Origin of the sequence: Streptomyces sp. NBC_01244, from assembly GCF_035987325.1 — a bacterium.
In the GTDB taxonomy this organism is placed as follows: domain Bacteria; phylum Actinomycetota; class Actinomycetes; order Streptomycetales; family Streptomycetaceae; genus Streptomyces.
Genome location: NZ_CP108488.1, coordinates 5,857,948 through 5,878,435 on the forward strand (window position 1 = coordinate 5,857,948; position 20,488 = coordinate 5,878,435).

A 20,488-nucleotide genomic window follows, 5' to 3' on the forward strand; every position below is an offset into this window, starting at 1 on the left:
GCCATCCGGCGCGGACTCGTGCGACAAGCCCGCACCCCTGTCAGCGCCTTCGGTGCGTTTTGTGTCACACCCCGCTCCGCGCAGGGATGGTTGCGCGTTGTACAACTCGTGGACGAAGGTGCTTGAAAGCCGTAACGTGCTGATTTGCGCCACACGAACGGGACTGTGAACGGGTTGGGGATTTTGCTGGGGGACGACGCGGAGCTGACCACCGCGGTGCTCGCGGCACAAGACGGCGACGAGCTCGCGTTCCGTTCTGTGTACCGCGCCGTGCACCCGCGCCTGCTCGGATACGTCCGCACGCTCGTCGGGGACGGCGACGCGGAGGACGTCACCTCCGAAGCTTGGCTGCAGATCGCCCGCGACCTCGATTCCTTCACCGGCGACGCCGACCGATTCCGCGGCTGGGCCGCCCGCATCGCCCGCAACCGCGCCCTCGACCACATCCGGATGCGCGGGCGCCGGCCCGCCGTCGGCGGGGACGAGACCGAGCTGACGGGTCACGCCGCCGAGTCCGACACCGCCGGCGAGGCCATGGAGTCCCTCTCCACCTGCCGCACCATGGAACTCATAGCCCAGCTCCCGCGGGACCAGGCCGAGGCCGTCGTCCTGCGGGTGGTCGTCGGCCTGGACGCCAAGAGCGCCGCCGAGACCCTGGGCAAGCGCCCCGGCGCGGTACGCACCGCCGCACACCGGGGCCTGAAGAAGCTGGCCGAGCTGCTCGGCGAGGCCGTCGAGGGTGACTTCGACCCGGAGTCCGGCCCCGGCTCCGACCCCGACGTCGACCCCGAGTCCGGCATCGGCTCCACCGTGGGCGTCGGCTCCGGACGCCGGCGCGGCCTCGGTGATAATGACGGGCGCGCACGGGGCGCCGGGGGCGGGCGGGACCTCGACGCCGTACCGGCGCAGCGGGCCCGCGCCGCGGGCCTCGTAGAACAAACCGGTGTGACGCATTCACGTTGGCGGACGCAGAAGGACATGTGATGGCCGACGAGCGCGACAGGTGGCTGGACAAAGCCGCGGCGGACAGACTGCTGCGCGGAGAACCGGCCGCACCTGGCGCCGAGCACCACGCCCGGGTCCGGTCCGAGCGGCTGCGCGCCGCCCTCGACGCACTTGCCGAGCCGCCGCCCGCGGCTCCCGGCGGGCTGCCCGGGGAACTGCGCGGTGAGGCCGCCGCGGTGGCCGCGTTCCGCGCGCGCGGCTCCGCACTCCAGGCGGAACCCCAGACGCAGGCTCCGGACGCCGCGCTGTTCGGCTCCGCGGACACGGTGGTGGAGCTCGGCCCGCCGGCCGGCCCGGCCGCACACCCTTCCCGGCGCGGCCGCCCGGTCCGCTTCGTCCTCGCCGCCGCCGTGGCCGGTGTCGCCGTGGGCGGCCTGGCGGCCGCCGCGGGCGCCGGACTGCTGGACCGGGACGCCCGGGACGCCGCAGGCGGGGCGCCGGCCGTCTCGGTGTCGGTCGGCTCCTCCTCCGGGGCCTCGGCGGACGGCGGGTACGCGACACCCTTCGCGCCGCTCCGCAGCACCGCGCCCGAGGGCGGCGGGGGCTGGAGCGGCAGCCCGAGCCCCGGCAACACCCCGGGCACGGAAGGACGTACGACCACGGCGCCCGACGGGGTCTCCGGTGCGGTCGGCGGCACCGGCAGGGAACCGTCCTCGAGCGGCTCGACCGGCAGCAGCCGGGACGGCCGCGACCGGTCCCTCCAGGGCGGCACCGACGGCTCGACGACCGAACCCCGCGACGGTTCCGGCCGGGACCGGGAGGGCCGCACCGGACCGGTGGAGCTGTGCCGGGACTTCCGGGCGGGGCGGCTCGACGAGGCCGGTCGTGAGCGGCTCGTACGGCTGGCCAAGGGGCTGTTGCGGGTCCCGCGCTACTGCCAGGTGGTGCTCGACATGGCCCCGGGCGGCGGCTCGCGCGGCGACACGCCCAGCTCTCCTTCGCGCTCGCTGGACCTGACCCCGGCCGGGACCGCCTCGCCGGCTCCGTCGCCGGGTGTGGGCGAGCGCCGCTGAGAAGGTCCCGCCCGAGGGCGGGCCGGGGTGCGGGAACGGGCCCGGCACGGGCACGGCACGGGCGCGGAACGGCCCGGGAAAAGGCGCGGGACCGGGTACCGGACACTGGCCTGAAACAGGCGGCGCCCCCGCTGTAACACTTTTCGAACCGGCGGCGCAGTACATAACGAGCCGACTGGTCATCGGCCGCGCATGAGCCGGGGTTCCCCCCGTACCCCTGGGCTCTGCGCAACCGGCGCGGGCGGGATTCGTTCCCCCGATCCCGCCCGCGCCCTCAACTTCCGACCGTGGACGCCCGGACCGGACGGCCCCGCGCCGGGCCGTCGGTAGGTCACCAGTAGACGACGACCTTGTCGCCGACCTTCACCGCGTCGAACAGCGTCGCCAGCCTGGCCTTGTCCCGGACGTTCACGCAGCCGTGCGAGGCGCCGGCGTATCCGCGGGCGGCGAAGTCGGCCGAGTAGTGCACGGCCTGGCCCCCGTTGAAGAACATCGAGTACGGCATCGGCGTGTGGTAGATCGTCGACGTCCAGTCCTTGGCCTTCCACTCCACCTTGAACTCGCCCTCGCGGGTCGGGGTCTTCTCCGAGCCGAAGCGCACGTCCAGCGTGGAGACGACCTTCCCGTCGATCATCCAGGCGAGGGTGCGGCTCTCCTTGCTGATGCACATCACCCGGCCCGTCATGCAGCGCGCGTCGGGCGCGTCCGGCTCGTTGACGGTCGGCGGGCGCAGCTCGGCTTCGGTCGGCTTCTTGGTGGCGTTCTGGATCTTCTTCCAGGTGGGCTCGTCCACGCCGCCGGTGGCGGGCAGGCCGTTCTTCGACTGGAAGGACCTGACCGCCGCGGTCGTCTTCGAACCGTAGAAACCGGTCGGGGCGACCGTCATCAGCTTGAGCTGACGCAGCCGGGCCTGCAGTTCGCGGACCAGCTCGCTGTCGTCGCCGTTCGCCATGACCTGCTTCACGGTCGGCGAGGGCGAGGCGGAAGCGGAGGCCGAAGGCGAAGGCGACGCGGACGGGGACGCCGACGGCGAGGCGTCGCCCGGCTTTCCGTCCGTGGACGCGGAGACGTCGGGAGAGGCGACCGCCGTGGGCGATGCGGGCGCGGAAGAACCGGAGCCCGCGGACTCCGTCTTCTGCGGCCCGCAGGCGGTCGCGGCCAGCGCGACGGCGGTGGCCAGGCCCAGTGCGCGAACTATTGCTTTCTGGCGGTGCATTGCGGTCCCCCGATTTCTGCGTGTGTAACTAGGTGATGCCACGTGGGCGTGGACAGTTGCGGGGACGGCCGCGATGTTGCGCCATTGTGACCAGCGGCCGCCGCGCGGTCGCCGCGGGGACGTTTTATCAGCCCCGGGCCCCTCGGATCCACGAAGGAGCGCGCCCCATGGAGCGGCACACCGAGAGCGGGATCCCGATCGCGCCCGTCTACCGCCCGGACGACCTCGCCGGCTGGGACCCCGGGACCGAGCTGGGAGAGCCGGGGGAGTACCCGTACACCCGGGGCGTCTACCCGACGATGTACACCGGACGGCCCTGGACCATGCGTCAGTACGCCGGCTTCGGCACGGCCGCCGAGTCCAACGCCCGCTACCGGCAGCTCATCGCGGGCGGCGCCGCCGGGCTGTCCGTGGCCTTCGACCTGCCCACCCAGATGGGTCACGACTCCGACGCCCCGCTCGCGCACGGCGAGGTCGGGAAGGTGGGCGTCGCGATCGACTCGGTCGAGGACATGCGGGTGCTCTTCGACGGGATCCCGCTCGACCGGGTGTCCACGTCGATGACGATCAACGCGCCGGCCGCGCTGCTGCTCCTGCTCTACCAACTGGTCGCCGAGGAACAGGGGATCGAGCCCGGCCTGCTGACCGGCACGGTCCAGAACGACGTGCTGAAGGAGTACGTCGCACGGGGGACCTACATCTTCCCGCCCGGCCCCTCCCTGAGGTTGACGGCCGACGTCTTCCGCTACTGCCGGGCCGAGCTCCCCAGGTGGAACACCATCTCCATCTCCGGCTACCACATGGCCGAGGCGGGGGCCTCGCCCGCGCAGGAGATCGCCTTCACGCTGGCCGACGCGATCGCGTACGTACGGACCGCGCTGGCCGCCGGGATGGAGGTCGACGCGTTCGCGCCCCGGCTGTCGTTCTTCTTCGTCGCCCGCACCACCCTCCTGGAGGAGGTCGCGAAGTTCCGCGCGGCCCGGCGGATCTGGGCCCGCGTCATGCGCGAGGAGTTCGGGGCCCGGGACCCCAGATCCCTGATGCTGCGCTTCCACACCCAGACCGCCGGGGTGCAGCTGACGGCGCAGCAGCCGGAGCTGAACCTGGTCCGCGTCGCCGTGCAGGGGCTGGCGGCCGTGCTGGGCGGCACCCAGTCGCTGCACACCAACTCCTTCGACGAGGCGATCGCGCTGCCCACCGAGAAGTCGGCCCGCCTCGCACTGCGGACCCAGCAGGTGCTGGCGTACGAGACGGACGTGCCGCACACCGTCGACCCCTTCGCCGGGTCCTACGCGGTGGAGCGGATGACGGACGAGGTGGAGGCGGCGGCGCTCGACCTGATGGCGCGGGTCGAGGCGATGGGCGGGGCGGTGGCCGCGATCGAGGCGGGCTTCCAGAAGGCGGAGATCGAGCGGAACGCGTACCGGATCGCCCGGGAGACCGAGGCCGGCGAGCGCGTGGTGGTCGGGGTCAACCGCTTCGCGCTGGACGAGGAGGAGCCGTACGAGCCGCTGCGGGTGGATCCGGCGATCGAGGACCGGCAGCGGGCGTCCCTCGCCTCGCTGCGGGCGGGGCGCGACGGGGCGGCCGTGGACGAGGCGCTGGCGGCGCTGCGGGAAGCGGCGGCGGGCACGGAGAACGTGCTCTATCCGATGCGCGAGGCGCTGCGGGCCAGGGCCACGGTGGGGGAGGTCTGCGGGGCGCTGCGGGAGGTGTGGGGGACGTACGTGCCGGCTGATTCCGGCTGGTGACCGCGGCTGATTCCGATTCGGTCCCGGCCCGTGAAATCGACTGGCGCGACAGGTGTGTCCTCATGGGACACTCCTGCACATGCTGGGTGTCACAGATCTTCCGACGTATCTCGCCGGCCTGGTGCTGATCATTTTGCTGCCGGGGCCGAACTCGCTCTACGTGCTCTCCGTCGCCGCGCGCGGCGGGGTCCGCCAGGGGTACCGGGCCGCCGCCGGCGTGTTCACCGGAGACGCCCTGCTCATGACCCTGGCCGCGGTCGGTGCCGGGGCGCTGCTGCAGACCAGCCCGATCGTGTTCGGCGTCGTCAAACTGCTCGGCGCCGGATACCTGACCTGGCTCGCCATCGGCATGCTGCGGGGCGCGTGGACCATGTGGCGCGCCCGCCGCGAACGCGCCGGGACCGACGGGCTCGCCGGGGAGAGCCCGGTGGCGGCCGTGGCCGCGGCCGGGGTGAAGGCCGGCGACACGGAGCGGCCCTACCGGCGGGCGCTGCTGATCAGCGTCTTCAACCCCAAGGCCATCCTCTTCCTGATGTCCTTCTTCGTGCAGTTCGTGGACACGGCCTACGCCTACCCGGCACTGTCCTTCCTGCTGCTGGGCGGCCTGATGCAGATCGGCAGCTTCCTCTACCTGACCACGCTGATCTTCGGCGGGAACCGCCTGGCGGCAGCCTTCCGGCGGCGCAAGCGGCTCGCCGCCGGTGCCAGCTCGGCGGCGGGCGTGCTGTTCCTGGGCTTCGCCGCGAAGCTCGCCGTCAGCTGATCCGGCCTCGCGGCGGTGCGGCGGCTAGCGGACCGCTCTGCGCAGCAGCCGGGCCACCCGGCGGGCCGCGCGGCTGCGGGGCAGGAAGGACAACTGCGCCGGGATGCCGCCCGGCAGACCGAGGGTGGTCAGCCGGCCGCGGGTGAAGTAGCGCCAGGTGTCCGGGGTCAGGTTCGCGGCCAGCCAGCGCTCGGCCTCCGTGCGGCGTTCCGCCAGGATCTTGGGCTGCATGGTGAAGCCCACCGCCGTGACCAGGCCGGCCAGCTCGGCCGCCACCCGTTCGGGCCCCGGCGGGGTCCAGGAGCGTACGGCCGCGGGGTCCGCGAGGTCGGGCAGCAGGGCGTCGGCCAGCACGAGCGGGATCCGGTTGCTGTTCGGGTACGGGGACAGGCGCCCCAGCACGGTTCCCGTGCCGGTCCGGGCCACCGGGAGCCCGTACAGGGTGGCGGCGGTCAGCAGCCCCGTGGAGAAGCATCCGACGACCAGGGCCGGGCGCAGCCGCTCGTAGAGGGTCTCGGCGAGCACCGGGGTGGTCAGCACGGTGAGCCGCACGCCGAGCCGCCCGGCCTCCTCCCGCGCCCGGCGGGCGTAGGCGGCGGGGGCGCTGGGGTGTGGTTTGAAGACCATCTCGCGGTGGCCCAGCGCATGGGCGCCGCGGACCATCTCCCCGTGCAGTTCCTCCTCCTCGTCGGCCGGCACGAGGTCGAGGGCGGAGAGGTACTGGCCCAGCAGGAGCGCGGGGCCCCCGGAGTCCGCATCGGCCGGCGCCGGAGGCAGCTCCACCGGTGTCTCCACCGCCGCTTCGAGCTCGCCGATGACCTTGAGGAAGGCGGCGGCCGGGATCGCCTCGGCCCGTACGCCGAACTCGGTCAGCAGCAGCGGCTCCAGGCCCGGTACGAGGTCCAGGTGCAACACCCGCCGTACGCGCATCCCGAGCCCGGGATCGAGGCGGAAGCGGGTGGGACCGTAGCTCATCAGCCCGTCGGCGTAGACCTCCATGGCAGCCCCGGGGAAGAGCCGGCACAGGCTCTGGGCGGGCGGCACCTGGAGCGATTCCACGATCAGCTCGACGCGGTCGGTGCCCAGGCCCCAGGAGGAGCGCAGCTGGCGTTCCCACAGCGGGACGTCGTCGGGGCGCGGGCTCCAGGTGCTGGGGTGCTGCGGGGCGATGACGGCGTTCCAGTCGAGGACCTCGTCGAAACGGGTCCGCAGGGCGGCGAAGCCGGGTGCGGCGGTCAGGCCCGGGGTGATCTCGGCGGTCACGGAGTGGTTGCTGGTCAGCAGGATCCGCCGGCCGGCGGGCGGGAAGAGGTTCGCGTCGAGGGCGGCGGCGAGGGTGGCCGTGCCGTAGAGGGTGGAGGCCAGGAAGATCTGGGTGACGTTCACGCCTTCACCCCGGCGGATGCGTCGGACGTGGCGGACGCGGCGGGGGACGCGGGGGTCGCGGCGGGGGACGCCGGGGCGGATCCGGCCGTGGCGCGCCTGCGGAGCCGGCGGAGCAGGGCCGCGCGGTCGGCGTCCATCGAGTCCAGGGTCCGGTCCAGTACCCGCTGGGGCATTCTGCCGAGCGCGGCCGTGCTCATCGAGCGGAGTTTTCTGGCCACGGGTGGTTCGAACCTTTCGATGGACCCGACATGGTGAGCGATAATCGCGCAGTATGTTCGGACGGCCTTCGGGAGGAGGAGATCGGATTCCCGGTCGGCGGCCGCTTCGGTCAGAACCTGATCGAATGCCCGAATGAAATCGAGCTGCCGCTCGTCACCGATTTGCGTCAGCGAGGTGGAGACCCCGCGACGGTAGAAGATTCCGGGCAGACCGACCGGGGCGAAGGACTCAGCCTCCCGGTGCAGCCGCCAGATCCACGGCCGGTCCTCCGCCGTCCGCAGACCGTCCGTGAAGTGCAGCAGCCCGCGGTCCAGCAGCCGCCGGTGGTACATCCCCGCCCAGGCGTACGGATAGTCCACCGAGGTCGCGCGGGTGACGGGCAGGATTCCGCTGCGCGGATCGGCCACCACCGACTCCGGCCCGTAGGGGACGCGCTGGACGCTGCGCGTCCTGCCCGTGCACTGGACGTGGTCGGTACGGACGAAATCGCATTTCAGGGCCTCGATGGCGGCCAGGGTGCGGGCCAGGTGGCCCGGCGCCAGCCAGTCGTCCCCGTCCAGGAAGGCGATGTACTCGCCGCGGGCCGCGTCCAGACCGGTGTTCCGCGCCGTCGCCAGGCCGCCGTTGCGCTCGTGTCTGAGGTGCACGGCGCCGGGCAGCTCGCGGGCCGCCCGCTCCAGGAGTGCGGGCGTCCCGTCCGTGGAGCGGTCGTCCACGAGCAGGAATTCGAAATCGTCCCGAGCGTTGACTTCGAGGCTTTTCAGGGCATCCGGCGCATACGTCTGCACGTTGAAGAACGGCACGACAACAGAGAGCTTGAGCACCTTCGAGACATTAGAGCGCTGCTCGTCATCGACTGTGGCCCGGACGCGGACTCCACGTGAACGACGCACGGCGGGAGCGTTAACCCGCACGCTTTCGCATTCCGTCGACGGGTTGTTAACCCGCTGTTGTGCGTTCGTTGGGCCGATCACCGAAAAGCCGGAATAACTTCTGCCGGGTGCCAGCAAGCAACCGCGCCCTCCGTGTGGCCGTACTCGCCGATTCCGACACCCGCTGGAAATGGGGAGCGCTCACCGCGCGCCGTCTCGCCCCGGAGCCGGACTCCGTCCACCTGACCGGGTACCTGCTCCGCGGCCGGGCCACGCCCACCGCGCGCCAGCTCGGCGAAGTCGGGGTCACGGCGGACCGGCTCGCCGAAGTCACCTGCGCGCAGTTCCTCGCCGAACTCCTCGCGGCGGAGCGGGAGTCCCGCGACCCCTACGACGTCGTCGTCCTCGCCCTGGTCGGCGGCGCCGTCCAGGCCGTCCTGCACGGGGCCCGGGCCCTGTGGCCGGAGCCGGCCGCGCGGCCGGCGTTCGTCACCGGCTACGTCGGAGTCGTCTACGAGAAGCTCGCCGACGGCCTGCTGCTGCGCCACGGCGCCGACCTGGTGCTCGCCAACTCCCGCCACGACGCCGGACGGTTCCGCGCGGTCTACGAGGGGGTCGGCGCCGAAGCCGGCGCCGTCGTGGAGACCGCGCTGCCCTTCCTCGCGCCGGTCGGCGTGAAGCCCTACGAGCCGGTGGGCGCCACCGTCCACCGGGTGGTCTTCGCGGTCCAGCCGTCCGTGCCGGACACCCGGGCGGACCGCGCGTACCTGCTGCGCCGCGCCGCGGAACACGCCCGGCTGCACCCCGGGCGCGAGGTGCTGATCAAACTCCGCAGCCGGCCGGGGGAGCACACCACGCACCTGGAGGAGCTCCCGTACCAGCGCCTCGCGGAGCGGATCCCCGGCGGCCTCCCCTCCAACTGCCGTCTGGTGTACGGGAACATGGGCGAGGTCCTGGACACCACGGACCTGCTGGTCACCGTCTCCTCCACGGCGGCCCTGGAATCCCTCCACCGGGGCATCCCGACGGCCGTCCTGACCGACCTCGGAGTCCGCGAGACCCTCGGGAACCACCACTTCCTGGGCTCCGGTTGCATGGCCTCCTGGACCCAGCTCGACGCGGGCCTGCTCCCGAAGGCCGACCCGGACTGGCTGGCGGCCCAGGGCGTGGGCACCCCGGCGGCCGACGGGGCCGGGCGGGCCGACGGGGCCGGAGAGGGCGGAGAGGGCGGCTGGGCCGGGCCGGCCGGACAGGCCGGTGGGCACGACCCCTACACCGCCGCGCGGGCACGCCTCGCGGAGCTGCTGGGCGCGGGCCCGCTCCCGGCCGTGGCGCCCTACTACACGCAGGACACCGCGCCGGGATACCTGCCCGGGATCCTGTCCAGACACCATCTCGGCCCCGACGGGCACCCGTTGCCCGGTGCGGCCCGGACCGACGACGGAGGGTCCCGGCTGCGCCGCCGCCTCCGCGCCCACCTGCGCGAAGCCGCCCGCGGCGCCTACCGCCACGGCGTCCAGCGCGTCGCGCCCGTGATCCGCCGCCTGGGGGAGCTGTGAGCCCCCGCCCGGCCGGAGCCGGAACGCCCGCCGTCGACAGCGCCGCCGCCGACACCGCTGGCGTCGACAGCGCCGCCGTTGACAGCGCTGCCGTTGACAGCGCTGCCGCTGCCGCTGCCGCCGTCACCGCCGCCGTCCCCGCGACCGCCGCCGTCCCCGCCCCGGCCACCGCGGGATCCCTCCGCGAGGCCCGCGCCGTGCCCAGGGTGCTCGCCGTGATCCCCGCGCGCGGCGGGTCCAAGGGAGTGCCCGGCAAGAACCTGGCCGACGTCGGCGGGATGCCGCTCGTGGTCCGGGCCGTGCGGGCCTGCCTGGGGGCCGCGACCGTCACCGACGTCCTCGTGTCCACCGACTCCGAGGCCATCGGCGACGCCGCCCGGGGAGCCGGGGCCGTGGTGCTGCGGCGGCCCGCCGGGATCTCCGGGGACACCGCCACCAGCGAGGCCGCCGTCCTGCACGCGCTCGACTCCTTCGAGGAACTGCACTCCGTCACCGTCGACGTGGTCCTCCTCGTCCAGTGCACCAGCCCCTTCGTCACCGCCTCCGACGTGGAGTCCGTCGCCGCCGCCGTCGCGTCCGGCGCCGCCGACTCCGCGCTCACCGCGGCCCCCTTCCACGGCTTCCTCTGGCGGGCGGCCCCCGACGGCTCCGGGACCGGGGTCAACCACGACACCTCGTACCGCCCCCGCCGCCAGGACCGCCCCCAGGACCTCCTGGAGACCGGCGCCGCCTACGCCATGGACGCCGCCGGCTTCCGGACCGCCCGCCACCGCTTCTTCGGGCGGACCGTCCCGGTCGCCACCGACCCCGCACGCGTGCTGGAGATCGACGACCCCCACGACCTGGCCCGCGCCCGCGCCCTCGTACCCGTACTCACTCCCGTGGCCACACCGGCCCCCACACCCCTCTCCACCGCAGTCCCCACCGCAGTCCACACCTCGCTCCACACCCCGGTGCTCGCATCCGTGCCCGCACCTCCCCGTACACCCCACGCTCCGAAGGACAGCCCTGCCATGACGGTCACCCCCACCTCCCGCCTCCGAACCTTCGGCTCCCGCATCGCCGGCCCCGGCCACCCCGTCTACGTCGTCGGCGAGATCGGCATCAACCACAACGGCGATCTCGGCAACGCCCTCGCCCTCGTCGACGCCGCCGCCGAAGCCGGCTGCGACGCCGTGAAGTTCCAGAAGCGCACGCCCGAGATCTGCACCCCCCGCGACCAGTGGGACATCGAGCGCGACACCCCCTGGGGCCGGATGACCTACATCGACTACCGCCACCGCGTGGAGTTCGGCGAGGACGAGTACCGCGCCATCGACGAGCACTGCGCCAAGCGCGGCATCGACTGGTTCGCCTCCCCGTGGGACACCGAGGCCGTCGCCTTCCTCGAGAAGTTCGACGTCCCCGCCCACAAGGTCGCCTCCGCCTCGCTGACCGACGACGAGCTGCTGCGAGCCCTGCGCGCCACCGGCCGCACCGTCGTCCTCTCCACCGGCATGTCCACCCCGAAGCAGATCCGGCACGCGGTGGAGGTGCTCGGCAGCGACAACATCCTGCTCTGCCACGCCACTTCGACGTACCCGGCCAAGGCCGAGGAGCTCAACCTGCGGGTGATCAACACCCTCCAGGAGGAGTACCCGAACGTCCCGATCGGCTACTCCGGCCACGAGACGGGCCTGCAGACCACCCTGGCCGCCGTCGCCCTCGGCGCCACCTTCGTCGAGCGCCACATCACCCTCGACCGCGCGATGTGGGGCTCCGACCAGGCCGCCTCCGTCGAGCCGGGCGGCCTGACCCGCCTGGTCCGCGACATCCGCACCATCGAGACCGCGCTGGGCGACGGGGTGAAGCGGGTCTACGAGTCCGAGCTCGGCCCGATGAAGAAGCTCCGCCGCGTCCAGGGGGAGCTCGCCTCCGTCTGATTCTTCACGCACCCCTCGCACCGCTCGGCCCTGGCGGGCCTCCCGGGTTTCGGCGCGCTGCGCCGGACTCCGTCCGGCGTGCCGCCGGCCGCACCGTTCCCCTCCACCCTCCGACGAGGAGCACATGGTGACCCCCTCAGCCCCCGCCCCGACCCTGGCCTTCGTCGAAAGCCCGGTCCAGCTCCTCAACGTCCTGGAGTGGGCGCACGCCCGGGGCGCCGGCCGGCTTCTCGGAGTCGTCCCGCGCCAGCCGGCCCGCGGCGGCGGGACCGAGCCCGGACAGGCCGGGGCGGCGGCCCCGGCCGAGGCGGCTGTCCCGGGTCTGCGGATCGTGGTGCTCCCGCCCACCGACCCCATGTCCCGGGGCCAGCTCCGCCGGATGGCGGGGCTGGCCCGGGACGAGGGGCACGAGGTGCGGTGGCAGGAGGCCCGCGGGGGGCGGTTCGCACCGTTCAAGGCCTTCGCCGCGCTCGCGCGGGAGGTGCGGGCGGCCGAGCGGGTGGTCATAGGGGATCCGTTCTCCCGCTACGTGCAGCTCCTGCTCACCCTCGTCCGGGCCGAGGAGCTCGTCGTGGTCGACGACGGCACCGCGACGATGGAGTTCGTCGCCCAGACGGCCCGCGGCGAGCGCCTCGTGCGCTGGCACCGGGTCGGCGGCGGAGGCCTCCCGGCCCGGCTGCGGGAGCTGGCGTACGCGCCGGTCTCGGCGACGGCCCGGCGGCGGTTCACCCCGGGCGGGGGCGGCGGCCGCCGCGTCGAGGTGTTCAGCTCGATGCCGGTCACCGCGCACGGCGGGATGACCGTACGGCTCAACGACTTCGCGTGGACCCGGGCCCGCTTCGGCCCGCCCCTCCTGACCAAGGGCACCGACCTGGTCGGGACCTCGCTGGTGGAGACCGGCGTGGTCGACCCGGACCGCTACCTGGAGGCGGTGCGCGCCCTGACCCTGGAACACGGGGCCACCCGCTACTTCGCCCACCGCCGGGAATCCCCGGAGAAGCTGCGCTCCCTGAGCGAGGCGACCGGGCTGGAGATCGTACGTCCCGACCTGCCGCTGGAGCTGATCGCCCGGCGGGGCCCGGTCGGCCGGACGATCGTCAGCTTTCCCTCCACGGTGGTCCACACCCTGCCCTACGCGCTGACCGGCACCGGTGTGACCGTGGCCGTATGCGAAGTGGATCCGAGCTGGCTCACCGCGTCGGCCTCGGAGCGGGCCCGCGGTTTCCTCGCCGGAGTCACCGAAACCGCCCGTGATGTGCACAGACTTCCTGCTCAGACGGCTCCGGCGGCCGGATGAGTGGACGAGTGAGCGCGCGAGTTTACCCGCGCCCACATCCGGTCATGCGTCCAGAGGCCGGGTTTCTTTCCCCTAACGGCATGAACTTTTTGTGATCTCCAGCCAGTTGACCCATGGGTGGGCCTACCCTTAAACGGGTGAACCAGTTGATGTCCCGCGAGTCCCAGACCGCCCTGCCCGGCACGCCCGACCGGCCCGAGCTGCCCGGCAAGCTTCCGGACCACCTGCGTGCCGAACTGATCGCCTTCCGCCGGGACTTGCACATGCATCCCGAGCTAGGACACCAGGAGTTCCGCACCACGGCGGCGATCAAGGCCCGGCTGGAGAAAGCGGGCCTGCGCCCGAGGGTGCTGAAGTCGGGCACCGGGCTCATCTGTGACGTCGGCACCTGGGACGGCGTACGTCCCATGCTGGCCCTGCGCGCGGACATCGACGCCCTGCCCATCCCGGACGCCAAGACGCACGTCTCGTACCGCTCGACCGTCCCGGACCGCGCCCACGCCTGCGGCCACGACGTGCACACCGCCGTGGTGCTCGGCGCGGGCCTCGTCCTCGCCGAGCTCGACCGCCGCGGCGAGCTTCCCCGTCCGGTGCGGCTGCTCTTCCAGCCCGCCGAGGAGGTGCTGCCCGGCGGCGCCACCGAGGCCATCGACTCCGGGGTGCTGGACGGCGTGGGCAAGATCATCGCCCTGCACTGCGACCCCCGGGTCGACGCCGGCCGGATCGGCCTGCGCGCCGGGCCCATCACCTCGGCCTGCGACCGGCTGGAGGTCACCCTCGAAGGCCCCGGCGGGCACACCGCCCGTCCGCACTTGACCACCGACCTGGTGACGGCGGCCGCCCGGCTCGCCCTCGACCTGCCCGCCCTGCTGACCAAGCGGATGGACGCCCGCTCGGGCATGTCCGTCACCTGGGGCCGGATCGAGGCCGGGCACGCCTGCAACGTCATCCCGATGCACGCGGAGCTGTCCGGAACCGTTCGGTGCCTGGACCTGACCTCCTGGCACGAGGCCCCCGACCAGATCCACGCCGTCATCGACGAGATCGCCTCGATGCACCGGGCCAAGTCGGAGATCACCTACGTGCGCGGAGTGCCCCCGGTCGTCAACGACCCGATGGTCACCGAGCTGCTGCGCGAGGCGATGAGCGCCCGGCGCGGGGCCGACTCGGTCGAGGACACCGAGCAGAGCCTGGGCGGCGAGGACTTCTCCTGGTACCTGGAGCACGTTCCCGGGGCCATGGCGCGCCTGGGTGTCCGGGCACCCGGGGACACGGCGAAGCGGGATCTGCACCGCGGCGATTTCGATGTGGACGAGGCCGCGATCGGGGTCGGCGTGGAGTTCTTCACGGCCGCGGCGCTGCTCGACGGCCGCTCCCTCGAAGGGCGACGCGCCAGGCTCGCGGGGTCCGCGGGGTAGGAGTTCTTACAACATCGGAGATTGATCCGGCGGACGCGTCCAGCCCTTGGTACACATGGGTTGGACGCGTCAACAGTTACTGATCGGTCACTGTCTGGTTCACGACGATCCGATAACGACTCATGAACGGGCCTTTAACTGACATCTACGCGCGTTACGATCGCGGCGAAACCAGCGCCGGTCGTGGCGCTTCGGTCAGGTTTTGAAGGAGCCTCCCCTTGCGCCGGATCACCAGGATCGCCACCGTGGGCATCGCGTCCGCGGCGCTGGCCCTCTCGGCCACCGCCTGTGGCGGTAAGAAGTCCTCGGACTCGTCTTCGTCCGCCTCCTCTTCCTCCTCCTCGGAGGGAGCCGCCGCCATCGCGTACGACATCGGTGGCCGCGGCGACCAGTCGTTCAACGACGCGGCCTACGAAGGCCTCGCCAAGGCCGAGAAGGACCTCAAGATCAAGGGCGCCCAGGCGGAGCCCACCGACGGCGAGGGCGAGGCCGACAAGGTCCAGCGCCTCACCGAGCTGGCCCGCAAGGGCAACAACCCGGTCATCGGCGTCGGCTTCGCCTACGCGCCGGCCATCAAGAAGGTCGCCGAGAAGTTCCCGAACACCACGTTCGGCATCATCGACGACACCTCGGTGCAGGCGAAGAACATCGCCAACCTCGTCTTCAACGAGGAGCAGGGCTCCTACCTGGCCGGCGTCGCCGCCGCCAAGGCGTCCAAGACCGGCACGGTCGGCTTCATCGGCGGTGTCGAGGTTCCGCTGATCAAGAAGTTCGAGGCCGGCTTCGCGCAGGGCGTCAAGGACACCAACCCGAACGCCAAGGTGCTCGTCCAGTACCTGACGCAGCCGCCGAACTTCGACGGTTTCGCCAAGCCCGACCTGGGCAAGGCCGCGGCCGAGGGTCAGCTCGACAAGGGCGCCGACGTGATCTACTCGGCCGCCGGTCTGGCCGGCTCCGGTGCCATCGAGGCCGCCTCGGCCAAGAGCAAGTGGTCCATCGGTGTCGACTCGGACCAGTACAACCAGGCCGGTCTGTCGAAGTACAAGGACTTCATCCTGACCTCGGTCACCAAGGATGTCTCCGACTCCGTCTACAACCTGATCAAGTCGGTCAAGGACGGCAAGCCGGAGTCCGGTGAGGTCCGCTACGGCCTCGACAAGGACGGCGTCGGCCTGGCCGACTCCAACCCGAAGTACAAGGAAATGACGGAGCTCGTCGCCGCGGTCGACAAGGCGAAGGCCGACATCATCGCCAAGAAGATCCAGGTCAAGACCGCGCCGTAAGGCCTGGTCCGACTCGCTGTACACGTGATACCCGGGGTCCGGGAAGCGGTCTCTTCGCTCCCGGGCCCCGGCCCATGTCACGTGGTTTCATGTGATCTTGTGTCCGGTTGGCCGCAAGTTTTCACTTTCGACAGTGCTACGCGCGTAGAAGCATCGTGGACGCGATACTTTCTCCCCCCGCCCTGTCCCCTCCCTGCCTTCAGCTCCTTCCGCGCCAAGGAGAGTGCGTCATCAACGCGTCCAGCCCGCCCCCCGCCGTAGAACTGCACGGCATCACCAAGCGCTTCCCCGGCGTCGTCGCCAACAAGGACATCGCGATCACCGTCCGCAAGGGCACGGTCCACGCCCTCGTCGGTGAGAACGGCGCCGGCAAGTCGACGCTGATGAAGATCCTCTACGGCATGCAGAAGCCGGACGAGGGCACCATCGCCATCGACGGGGAGCAGGTCTCCTTCAGCAGCCCCGGCGATGCCATCGCCCGCGGCATCGGCATGGTGCACCAGCACTTCATGCTCGCCGACAACCTCACCGTCCTGGAGAACGTGGTTCTCGGCGGCGAGAAGCTCTACGGCATCGGCGCGAAGGCCCGTAAGAAGATCAGGGAGATCTCGGACGCGTACGGCCTCGGCGTACGTCCCGACGCCCTGGTCGAGGACCTCGGTGTCGCCGACCGCCAGCGCGTGGAGATCCTCAAGGTCCTCTACCGCGGCGCGAAGATCCTCATCCTCGACGAGCCGACGGCCGTGCTCGTGCCGCAGGAGGTCGACGCGCTCTTCGACAACCTGCGCGAGCTCAAGTCCGAGGGCCTGACCGTCATCTTCATCTCGCACAAGCTGGGCGAGGTCCTGAAGGTCGCCGACGACATCACCGTCATCCGGCGCGGCACCACGGTCGGCACCGCCGACCCGCGGGCCACCACGACCAAGCAGCTCGCCGAGCTGATGGTCGGCTCCGAGCTGCCGTCCCCGGAGACCCGCGAGTCCACGGTGACCACCACCCCGATGCTCCAGGTGAAGGGCCTGACCGTCGCCGAGGGCGGCGCGCCCGTCGTCACGGAGGACACCGCGCGCACGCCGGGCCTGCCGGACGCCAACCTGCGCGAGACCCCGGTCGCCGGGCGCCTGCTGCTCGACGGGATCAGCTTCACGATCCACAAGGGCGAGATCCTCGGCATCGCGGGCGTCGAGGGCAACGGCCAGACCGAGCTCATCGAGGCCCTCATGGGCATGATGACCCCCGACACGGGCGTCATCACCCTCGACGGCAAGGACATCACCAAGTCCCCGGTGCGCAAGCGCCGCGAGGGCGGCATCGGCTACATCCCCGAGGACCGCCACCGGCACGGTCTGCTGCTGGAGTCCTCCCTCTGGGAGAACCGCATCCTCGGCCACGTCACCGAAGCCCCCAACTCCAAGCGCGGCATCCTCGACCCGAAGGCCGCCCGCAAGGACACCGAGCGGATCGTGCGCGAGTACGACGTCCGCACGCCCGGCATCGAGGTCACCGCGGCCTCGCTCTCCGGCGGCAACCAGCAGAAGCTGATCGTCGGCCGCGAGATGAGCCACAACCCGAAGTTCCTGATCGCCGCCCACCCCACCCGCGGTGTGGACGTCGGCGCGCAGGCGCAGATCTGGGACGCGATCCGCGAGGCCCGCCGCGAGGGCCTGGCGGTCCTGCTGATCTCCGCCGACCTGGACGAGCTCATCGGCCTGTCCGACACCCTGCGCGTCATCTACCGCGGCCGCCTGGTCGCCGACGCCGACCCCGCGACCGTGACCCCCGAGGAACTCGGCACCGCCATGACGGGCGCCGCCTCCGGGCACCTCGAAGCTCCTGCCGAGGCCGCAGAGGTCACGGAAGCCACCGACAACCGCTCCGACGCCGGCACGGATGCCCGTACCGACTCCCCGGAGGACGAGGCCCGATGAAGAAACTCGACAAGGACCGGCTGCTCCTCGGCTTCGCCGGGCCCGCGCTCGCGCTGGTCACCGCCTTCCTGCTGACCATGATCGTGCTGGCGGCGACGGGCGTGGACCCGATCGAACCGCTGCGGCTCATGGTGGAGAACGCGAGCTACGAGGACGTCCAGGTCCTCATCGTCAACCAGGCCGGTACCTACTACCTGGCGGCCCTGGCCGTGGCCATCGGCTTCCGGATGAACCTCTTCAACATCGGCGTCGACGGCCAGTACCGGCTCGCGGCGATGGTGTCGGCGGTCGCCGGCGCGGCGGTCTCGCTGCCCGGCCCGCTGCACATCCTGCTGATCGTGATCGTCGCCATGCTGGTCGGCGCCTTCTGGGCCGGCATCGCGGGCGTCCTGAAGGCGAAGCGCGGAGTCAGCGAGGTCGTCTCCACGATCATGCTGAACGCGATCGCCACCAGCCTGATCGCCTGGCTGATCCTGCCGAAGAACCTCGGCGTCCAGCCCGCGGGCTCCAACGACCTGACCACCGGCGACATCGCCGCGTCCGGCTGGTTCCCGGCGATCTCCCTCGGTGACGGCCTGGAGATCTACGGCTTCACCTTCCTCGCCTTCGCGCTGGGCATCGTCTACTGGTTCGTGCTGGGCCGCACCCGCTTCGGCTTCGACCTGCGCGCCACCGGCGCCAGCGAGTCCGCCGCGCAGGCCTCCGGCGTGGACGCCAAGAAGATGATCATCACCTCGATGCTCATCTCCGGCGCCGTCGCCGGCCTCGCCGGCATGCCGGTGCTGCTGGGCGAGAGCCACACCTACAGCCTGTCCTTCCCGGTCGGTGTCGGCTTCACCGGCATCACCATCGCGCTGCTCGGCCGCAACCACCCGGTCGGCATCTTCTTCGCCGCGCTCCTGATGGCCTTCATCGACAAGTCCTCGGCCTCGCTCGACACGGCCGGCTTCGCGAAGGAGATCGGCACGATCATGAAGGGGCTGATCGTGATCGCGGTCGTCGTCTCCTACGAGCTCGTCCGCCGCTACGGGATCCGACGCCAGCAGCAGAAGGTCGGCGAGGAGCTGGCCGCAGGCCACGCCATCACGACCGAGAAGGAGGTCTCGGCGTGAGCACCAGCACCGTTTCCGCGACCAGCGCCGCGCCCAAGAAGCCGGGCGGCCGCACCAAGCTCACCCTCCCGTGGATCATGCTGATCGTCGCGGGCGGCCTCGCTCTCGTCTCGCTGGTCCGCGTGATCAGCGGCGCGAACGACCTGACCTCCATCGGCCAGGTCTCCGGAGCGCTCTCCCTCGCCGTGCCGATCGGCCTCGCCGGACTCGGCGGCCTGTGGGCCGAGCGCGCGGGCGTCGTCAACATCGGCCTCGAAGGCATGATGATCCTCGGCACCTGGTTCGGCGCCTGGGCCGGCTACCAGTGGGGCCCGTGGACCGGCGTCATCGCCGGCCTGATCGGCGGCGCCATCGGCGGCCTGCTGCACGCGATCATCACGGTCACCTTCAACGTGAACCACATCGTCTCCGGTGTGGCCATCAACATCCTGGCGCTGGGCTTCACCCAGTACCTGTCGAACTTCACGTTCGCCGAGGCGCCCGGCGGCTCCTCCAAGCAGTCCCCGCGCGTCGAGCCGATCTACGAGATCACCGTGCCGGGGTTGTCGGACTGGATGGCCACCCTCCAGGGCAAGCACTGGTTCTTCGTCTCCGACGTCGCGGGCGTGGTCGGCGGTCTGGTCACCGGCCTGTCGCTGCTGACCGTCGTCGCGCTGCTGCTGATCCCCGGCACCTGGTGGGTGCTCTGGCGCACCACCTTCGGCCTGCGGCTGCGCTCCTGCGGCGAGAACCCCATCGCCGCCGAATCGCTCGGCGTCAACGTCTACAAGTACAAGTACATCGCCGTGATCGTCTCGGGCGCCCTCGCGGGCCTGGGCGGCGCGTTCCTGTCGATCGTGGCCAGCCCGATCTACCAGGAGGGCCAGACCGGCGGCCGCGGCTACATCGGCCTCGCCGCGATGATCTTCGGCAACTGGATGCCGGGCGGCATGGCGCTGGGCGCCGGCCTGTTCGGCTTCACCGACAGCCTCAAGCTGCGCGGCGGCGCCGAGAACGTCCACGCGATGCTGCTGCTCATCGCGATCCTGCTCGTCCTGGTCGTGGCCTGGCAGCTCTACAAGAAGCGCTACGTCCCGGCCGGCATCTCGGCGGTCTTCGCCGTGCTGCTGTTCCTCTGGTACGGGCTCACGGACCAGGTGCCCAGCCAGTTCGTGGACGCCGCCCCGTACCTGACCACGCTGCTGGTGCTCGCGCTGTCCGCGCAGCGCTTGCGGATGCCCAAGGCGGACGGCATGCCGTACCGCAAGGGCCAGGGCAAGTGACGGCCGCTCCCGACTGGGAGGCCCTGCGCGAGGCCGCCCGGGAGGCCATGTCCCGGGCGTACGCCCCGTACTCGGGCTTCCCGGTCGGTGTCGCGGCGCTGGTCGACGACGGCCGCACCGTCGTCGGCTGCAACGTCGAGAACGCCAGCTACGGGCTCGGCCTGTGCGCCGAATGCGGGCTGGTCTCCTCCCTCCAGGCCACCGGCGGCGGCCGGCTGACGCACTTCACGTGCGTGGACGGCAAGGGCGAGATCCTCGTCCCCTGCGGTCGCTGCCGCCAGCTCCTCTTCGAGTTCGGCGGGGCGGAGCTCCAGGTGGAGACGCCGGAAGGCGTCCTGCCGCTCTCCGCGATGCTGCCGCAGGCCTTTGGGCCGGACCACCTGAGATAGCCGTACCGACGGCCCTCCGCCCCTGCCGGGCGGGGGGCCGTCGCCCTTGGCCCTCCCGCCAACCCCTCTCCTCTCTCTATGCGCGTAGAAGGA

Annotated in this window: 16 protein-coding genes and 1 pseudogene; 14 read left to right on the top strand and 3 right to left on the bottom strand. The window is 71.9% G+C overall.

The window, feature by feature from the left end:
* Positions 1–183: 183 nt before the first annotated feature.
* Positions 184–984 carry an RNA polymerase sigma factor gene (locus OG247_RS26565; protein ID WP_327257630.1) on the top strand — a complete coding sequence of 267 codons (801 nt, stop codon included), beginning with the start codon at positions 184–186 and terminating at the stop codon, positions 982–984.
* Positions 984–2,018 carry a hypothetical protein gene (locus tag OG247_RS26570; RefSeq protein WP_327254578.1) on the top strand — a complete coding sequence of 345 codons (1,035 nt, stop codon included), beginning with the start codon at positions 984–986 and terminating at the stop codon, positions 2,016–2,018. The genes OG247_RS26565 and OG247_RS26570 overlap by 1 nt, the downstream gene beginning before the upstream one ends.
* A 331-nt stretch (positions 2,019–2,349) precedes the next feature.
* Here OG247_RS26570 and OG247_RS26575 read toward each other — a convergent pair whose 3' ends face one another.
* Entirely contained in the window at positions 2,350–3,234 is an 885-nt protein-coding gene (locus OG247_RS26575) for a L,D-transpeptidase family protein (protein WP_327254579.1), read from the bottom strand.
* 167 nt (positions 3,235–3,401) lie between these two features.
* Here OG247_RS26575 and OG247_RS26580 point away from each other — a divergent pair, with 167 nt between their 5' ends.
* Together OG247_RS26580 and leuE are read left to right on the top strand one after the other, a co-directional pair.
* On the top strand, positions 3,402–4,985 hold the full coding sequence (locus tag OG247_RS26580) for an acyl-CoA mutase large subunit family protein (RefSeq protein WP_327254580.1): 1,584 nt from the start codon (positions 3,402–3,404) through the stop codon (positions 4,983–4,985).
* Positions 4,986–5,064: 79 nt separating this feature from the next.
* Positions 5,065–5,748, top strand: coding sequence for a leucine efflux protein LeuE (leuE, locus tag OG247_RS26585; RefSeq protein ID WP_327254581.1), 684 nt, complete (start codon positions 5,065–5,067; stop codon positions 5,746–5,748).
* 24 nt (positions 5,749–5,772) lie between these two features.
* Here leuE and OG247_RS26590 read toward each other — a convergent pair whose 3' ends face one another.
* Both OG247_RS26590 and OG247_RS26595 read right to left on the bottom strand, forming a co-directional pair.
* The gene (locus tag OG247_RS26590) at positions 5,773–7,134 is read right to left on the bottom strand and encodes a polysialyltransferase family glycosyltransferase (protein ID WP_327254582.1); all 1,362 of its coding nucleotides are present in this window, start codon (positions 7,132–7,134) and stop codon (positions 5,773–5,775) included.
* Positions 7,131–8,177 (bottom strand): glycosyltransferase family 2 protein, encoded by a 1,047-nt coding sequence (locus tag OG247_RS26595; protein WP_327254583.1) that lies wholly within the window; start codon positions 8,175–8,177, stop codon positions 7,131–7,133. Before OG247_RS26595 ends, OG247_RS26590 begins: the two co-directional genes overlap by 4 nt.
* A gap of 176 nt (positions 8,178–8,353) precedes the next feature.
* On the opposite strand from OG247_RS26595, the gene OG247_RS26600 reads away from it, so the two are divergent.
* From OG247_RS26600 to OG247_RS26645, 10 genes and pseudogenes are all read left to right on the top strand, one after another.
* Entirely contained in the window at positions 8,354–9,784 is a 1,431-nt protein-coding gene (locus tag OG247_RS26600; RefSeq protein WP_327254584.1) for a DUF6716 putative glycosyltransferase, read from the top strand.
* Between the two features lie 215 nt (positions 9,785–9,999).
* A pseudogene (locus OG247_RS26605) lies at positions 10,000–10,353 on the top strand (acylneuraminate cytidylyltransferase family protein); the annotation flags it as partial.
* A 444-nt stretch (positions 10,354–10,797) separates the two neighbouring features.
* Complete coding sequence (locus OG247_RS26610; RefSeq protein ID WP_327257631.1) at positions 10,798–11,706, top strand: N-acetylneuraminate synthase family protein; 909 nt, start codon at positions 10,798–10,800, stop codon at positions 11,704–11,706.
* A 124-nt stretch (positions 11,707–11,830) separates the two neighbouring features.
* Entirely contained in the window at positions 11,831–13,003 is a 1,173-nt protein-coding gene (locus tag OG247_RS26615; RefSeq protein ID WP_327254585.1) for a hypothetical protein, read from the top strand.
* Between the two features lie 149 nt (positions 13,004–13,152).
* A complete protein-coding gene (locus OG247_RS26620; RefSeq protein ID WP_327257632.1) occupies positions 13,153–14,421 on the top strand; it encodes an amidohydrolase in 1,269 nt (422 codons plus the stop codon).
* 218 nt (positions 14,422–14,639) lie between these two features.
* Positions 14,640–15,704 carry a BMP family lipoprotein gene (locus OG247_RS26625; RefSeq protein WP_327254586.1) on the top strand — a complete coding sequence of 355 codons (1,065 nt, stop codon included), beginning with the start codon at positions 14,640–14,642 and terminating at the stop codon, positions 15,702–15,704.
* A 263-nt stretch (positions 15,705–15,967) separates the two neighbouring features.
* Positions 15,968–17,632, top strand: coding sequence for an ABC transporter ATP-binding protein (locus OG247_RS26630; RefSeq protein WP_327257633.1), 1,665 nt, complete (start codon positions 15,968–15,970; stop codon positions 17,630–17,632).
* Positions 17,629–18,744 carry an ABC transporter permease gene (locus OG247_RS26635; RefSeq protein WP_327254587.1) on the top strand — a complete coding sequence of 372 codons (1,116 nt, stop codon included), beginning with the start codon at positions 17,629–17,631 and terminating at the stop codon, positions 18,742–18,744. Before OG247_RS26630 ends, OG247_RS26635 begins: the two co-directional genes overlap by 4 nt.
* Positions 18,741–20,006 (top strand): ABC transporter permease, encoded by a 1,266-nt coding sequence (locus tag OG247_RS26640; protein ID WP_327254588.1) that lies wholly within the window; start codon positions 18,741–18,743, stop codon positions 20,004–20,006. Before OG247_RS26635 ends, OG247_RS26640 begins: the two co-directional genes overlap by 4 nt.
* Positions 20,003–20,395: a cytidine deaminase gene (locus OG247_RS26645; protein ID WP_243333749.1), complete on the top strand. Its 393-nt coding sequence runs from the start codon at positions 20,003–20,005 to the stop codon at positions 20,393–20,395. The genes OG247_RS26640 and OG247_RS26645 overlap by 4 nt, the downstream gene beginning before the upstream one ends.
* Positions 20,396–20,488: the final 93 nt, after the last annotated feature.

Coding starts and splice junctions, on each gene's coding strand:
- leuE (WP_327254581.1), top strand. CDS start 5,065: ATGCTGGGTGTCACAGATCTTCCGACGTATCTCGCCGGCCTGGTGCTG.
- OG247_RS26575 (WP_327254579.1), bottom strand. CDS start 3,234: ATGCACCGCCAGAAAGCAATAGTTCGCGCACTGGGCCTGGCCACCGCC.
- OG247_RS26635 (WP_327254587.1), top strand. CDS start 17,629: ATGAAGAAACTCGACAAGGACCGGCTGCTCCTCGGCTTCGCCGGGCCC.
- OG247_RS26570 (WP_327254578.1), top strand. CDS start 984: ATGGCCGACGAGCGCGACAGGTGGCTGGACAAAGCCGCGGCGGACAGA.
- OG247_RS26610 (WP_327257631.1), top strand. CDS start 10,798: ATGACGGTCACCCCCACCTCCCGCCTCCGAACCTTCGGCTCCCGCATC.
- OG247_RS26580 (WP_327254580.1), top strand. CDS start 3,402: ATGGAGCGGCACACCGAGAGCGGGATCCCGATCGCGCCCGTCTACCGC.
- OG247_RS26615 (WP_327254585.1), top strand. CDS start 11,831: ATGGTGACCCCCTCAGCCCCCGCCCCGACCCTGGCCTTCGTCGAAAGC.
- OG247_RS26620 (WP_327257632.1), top strand. CDS start 13,153: ATGTCCCGCGAGTCCCAGACCGCCCTGCCCGGCACGCCCGACCGGCCC.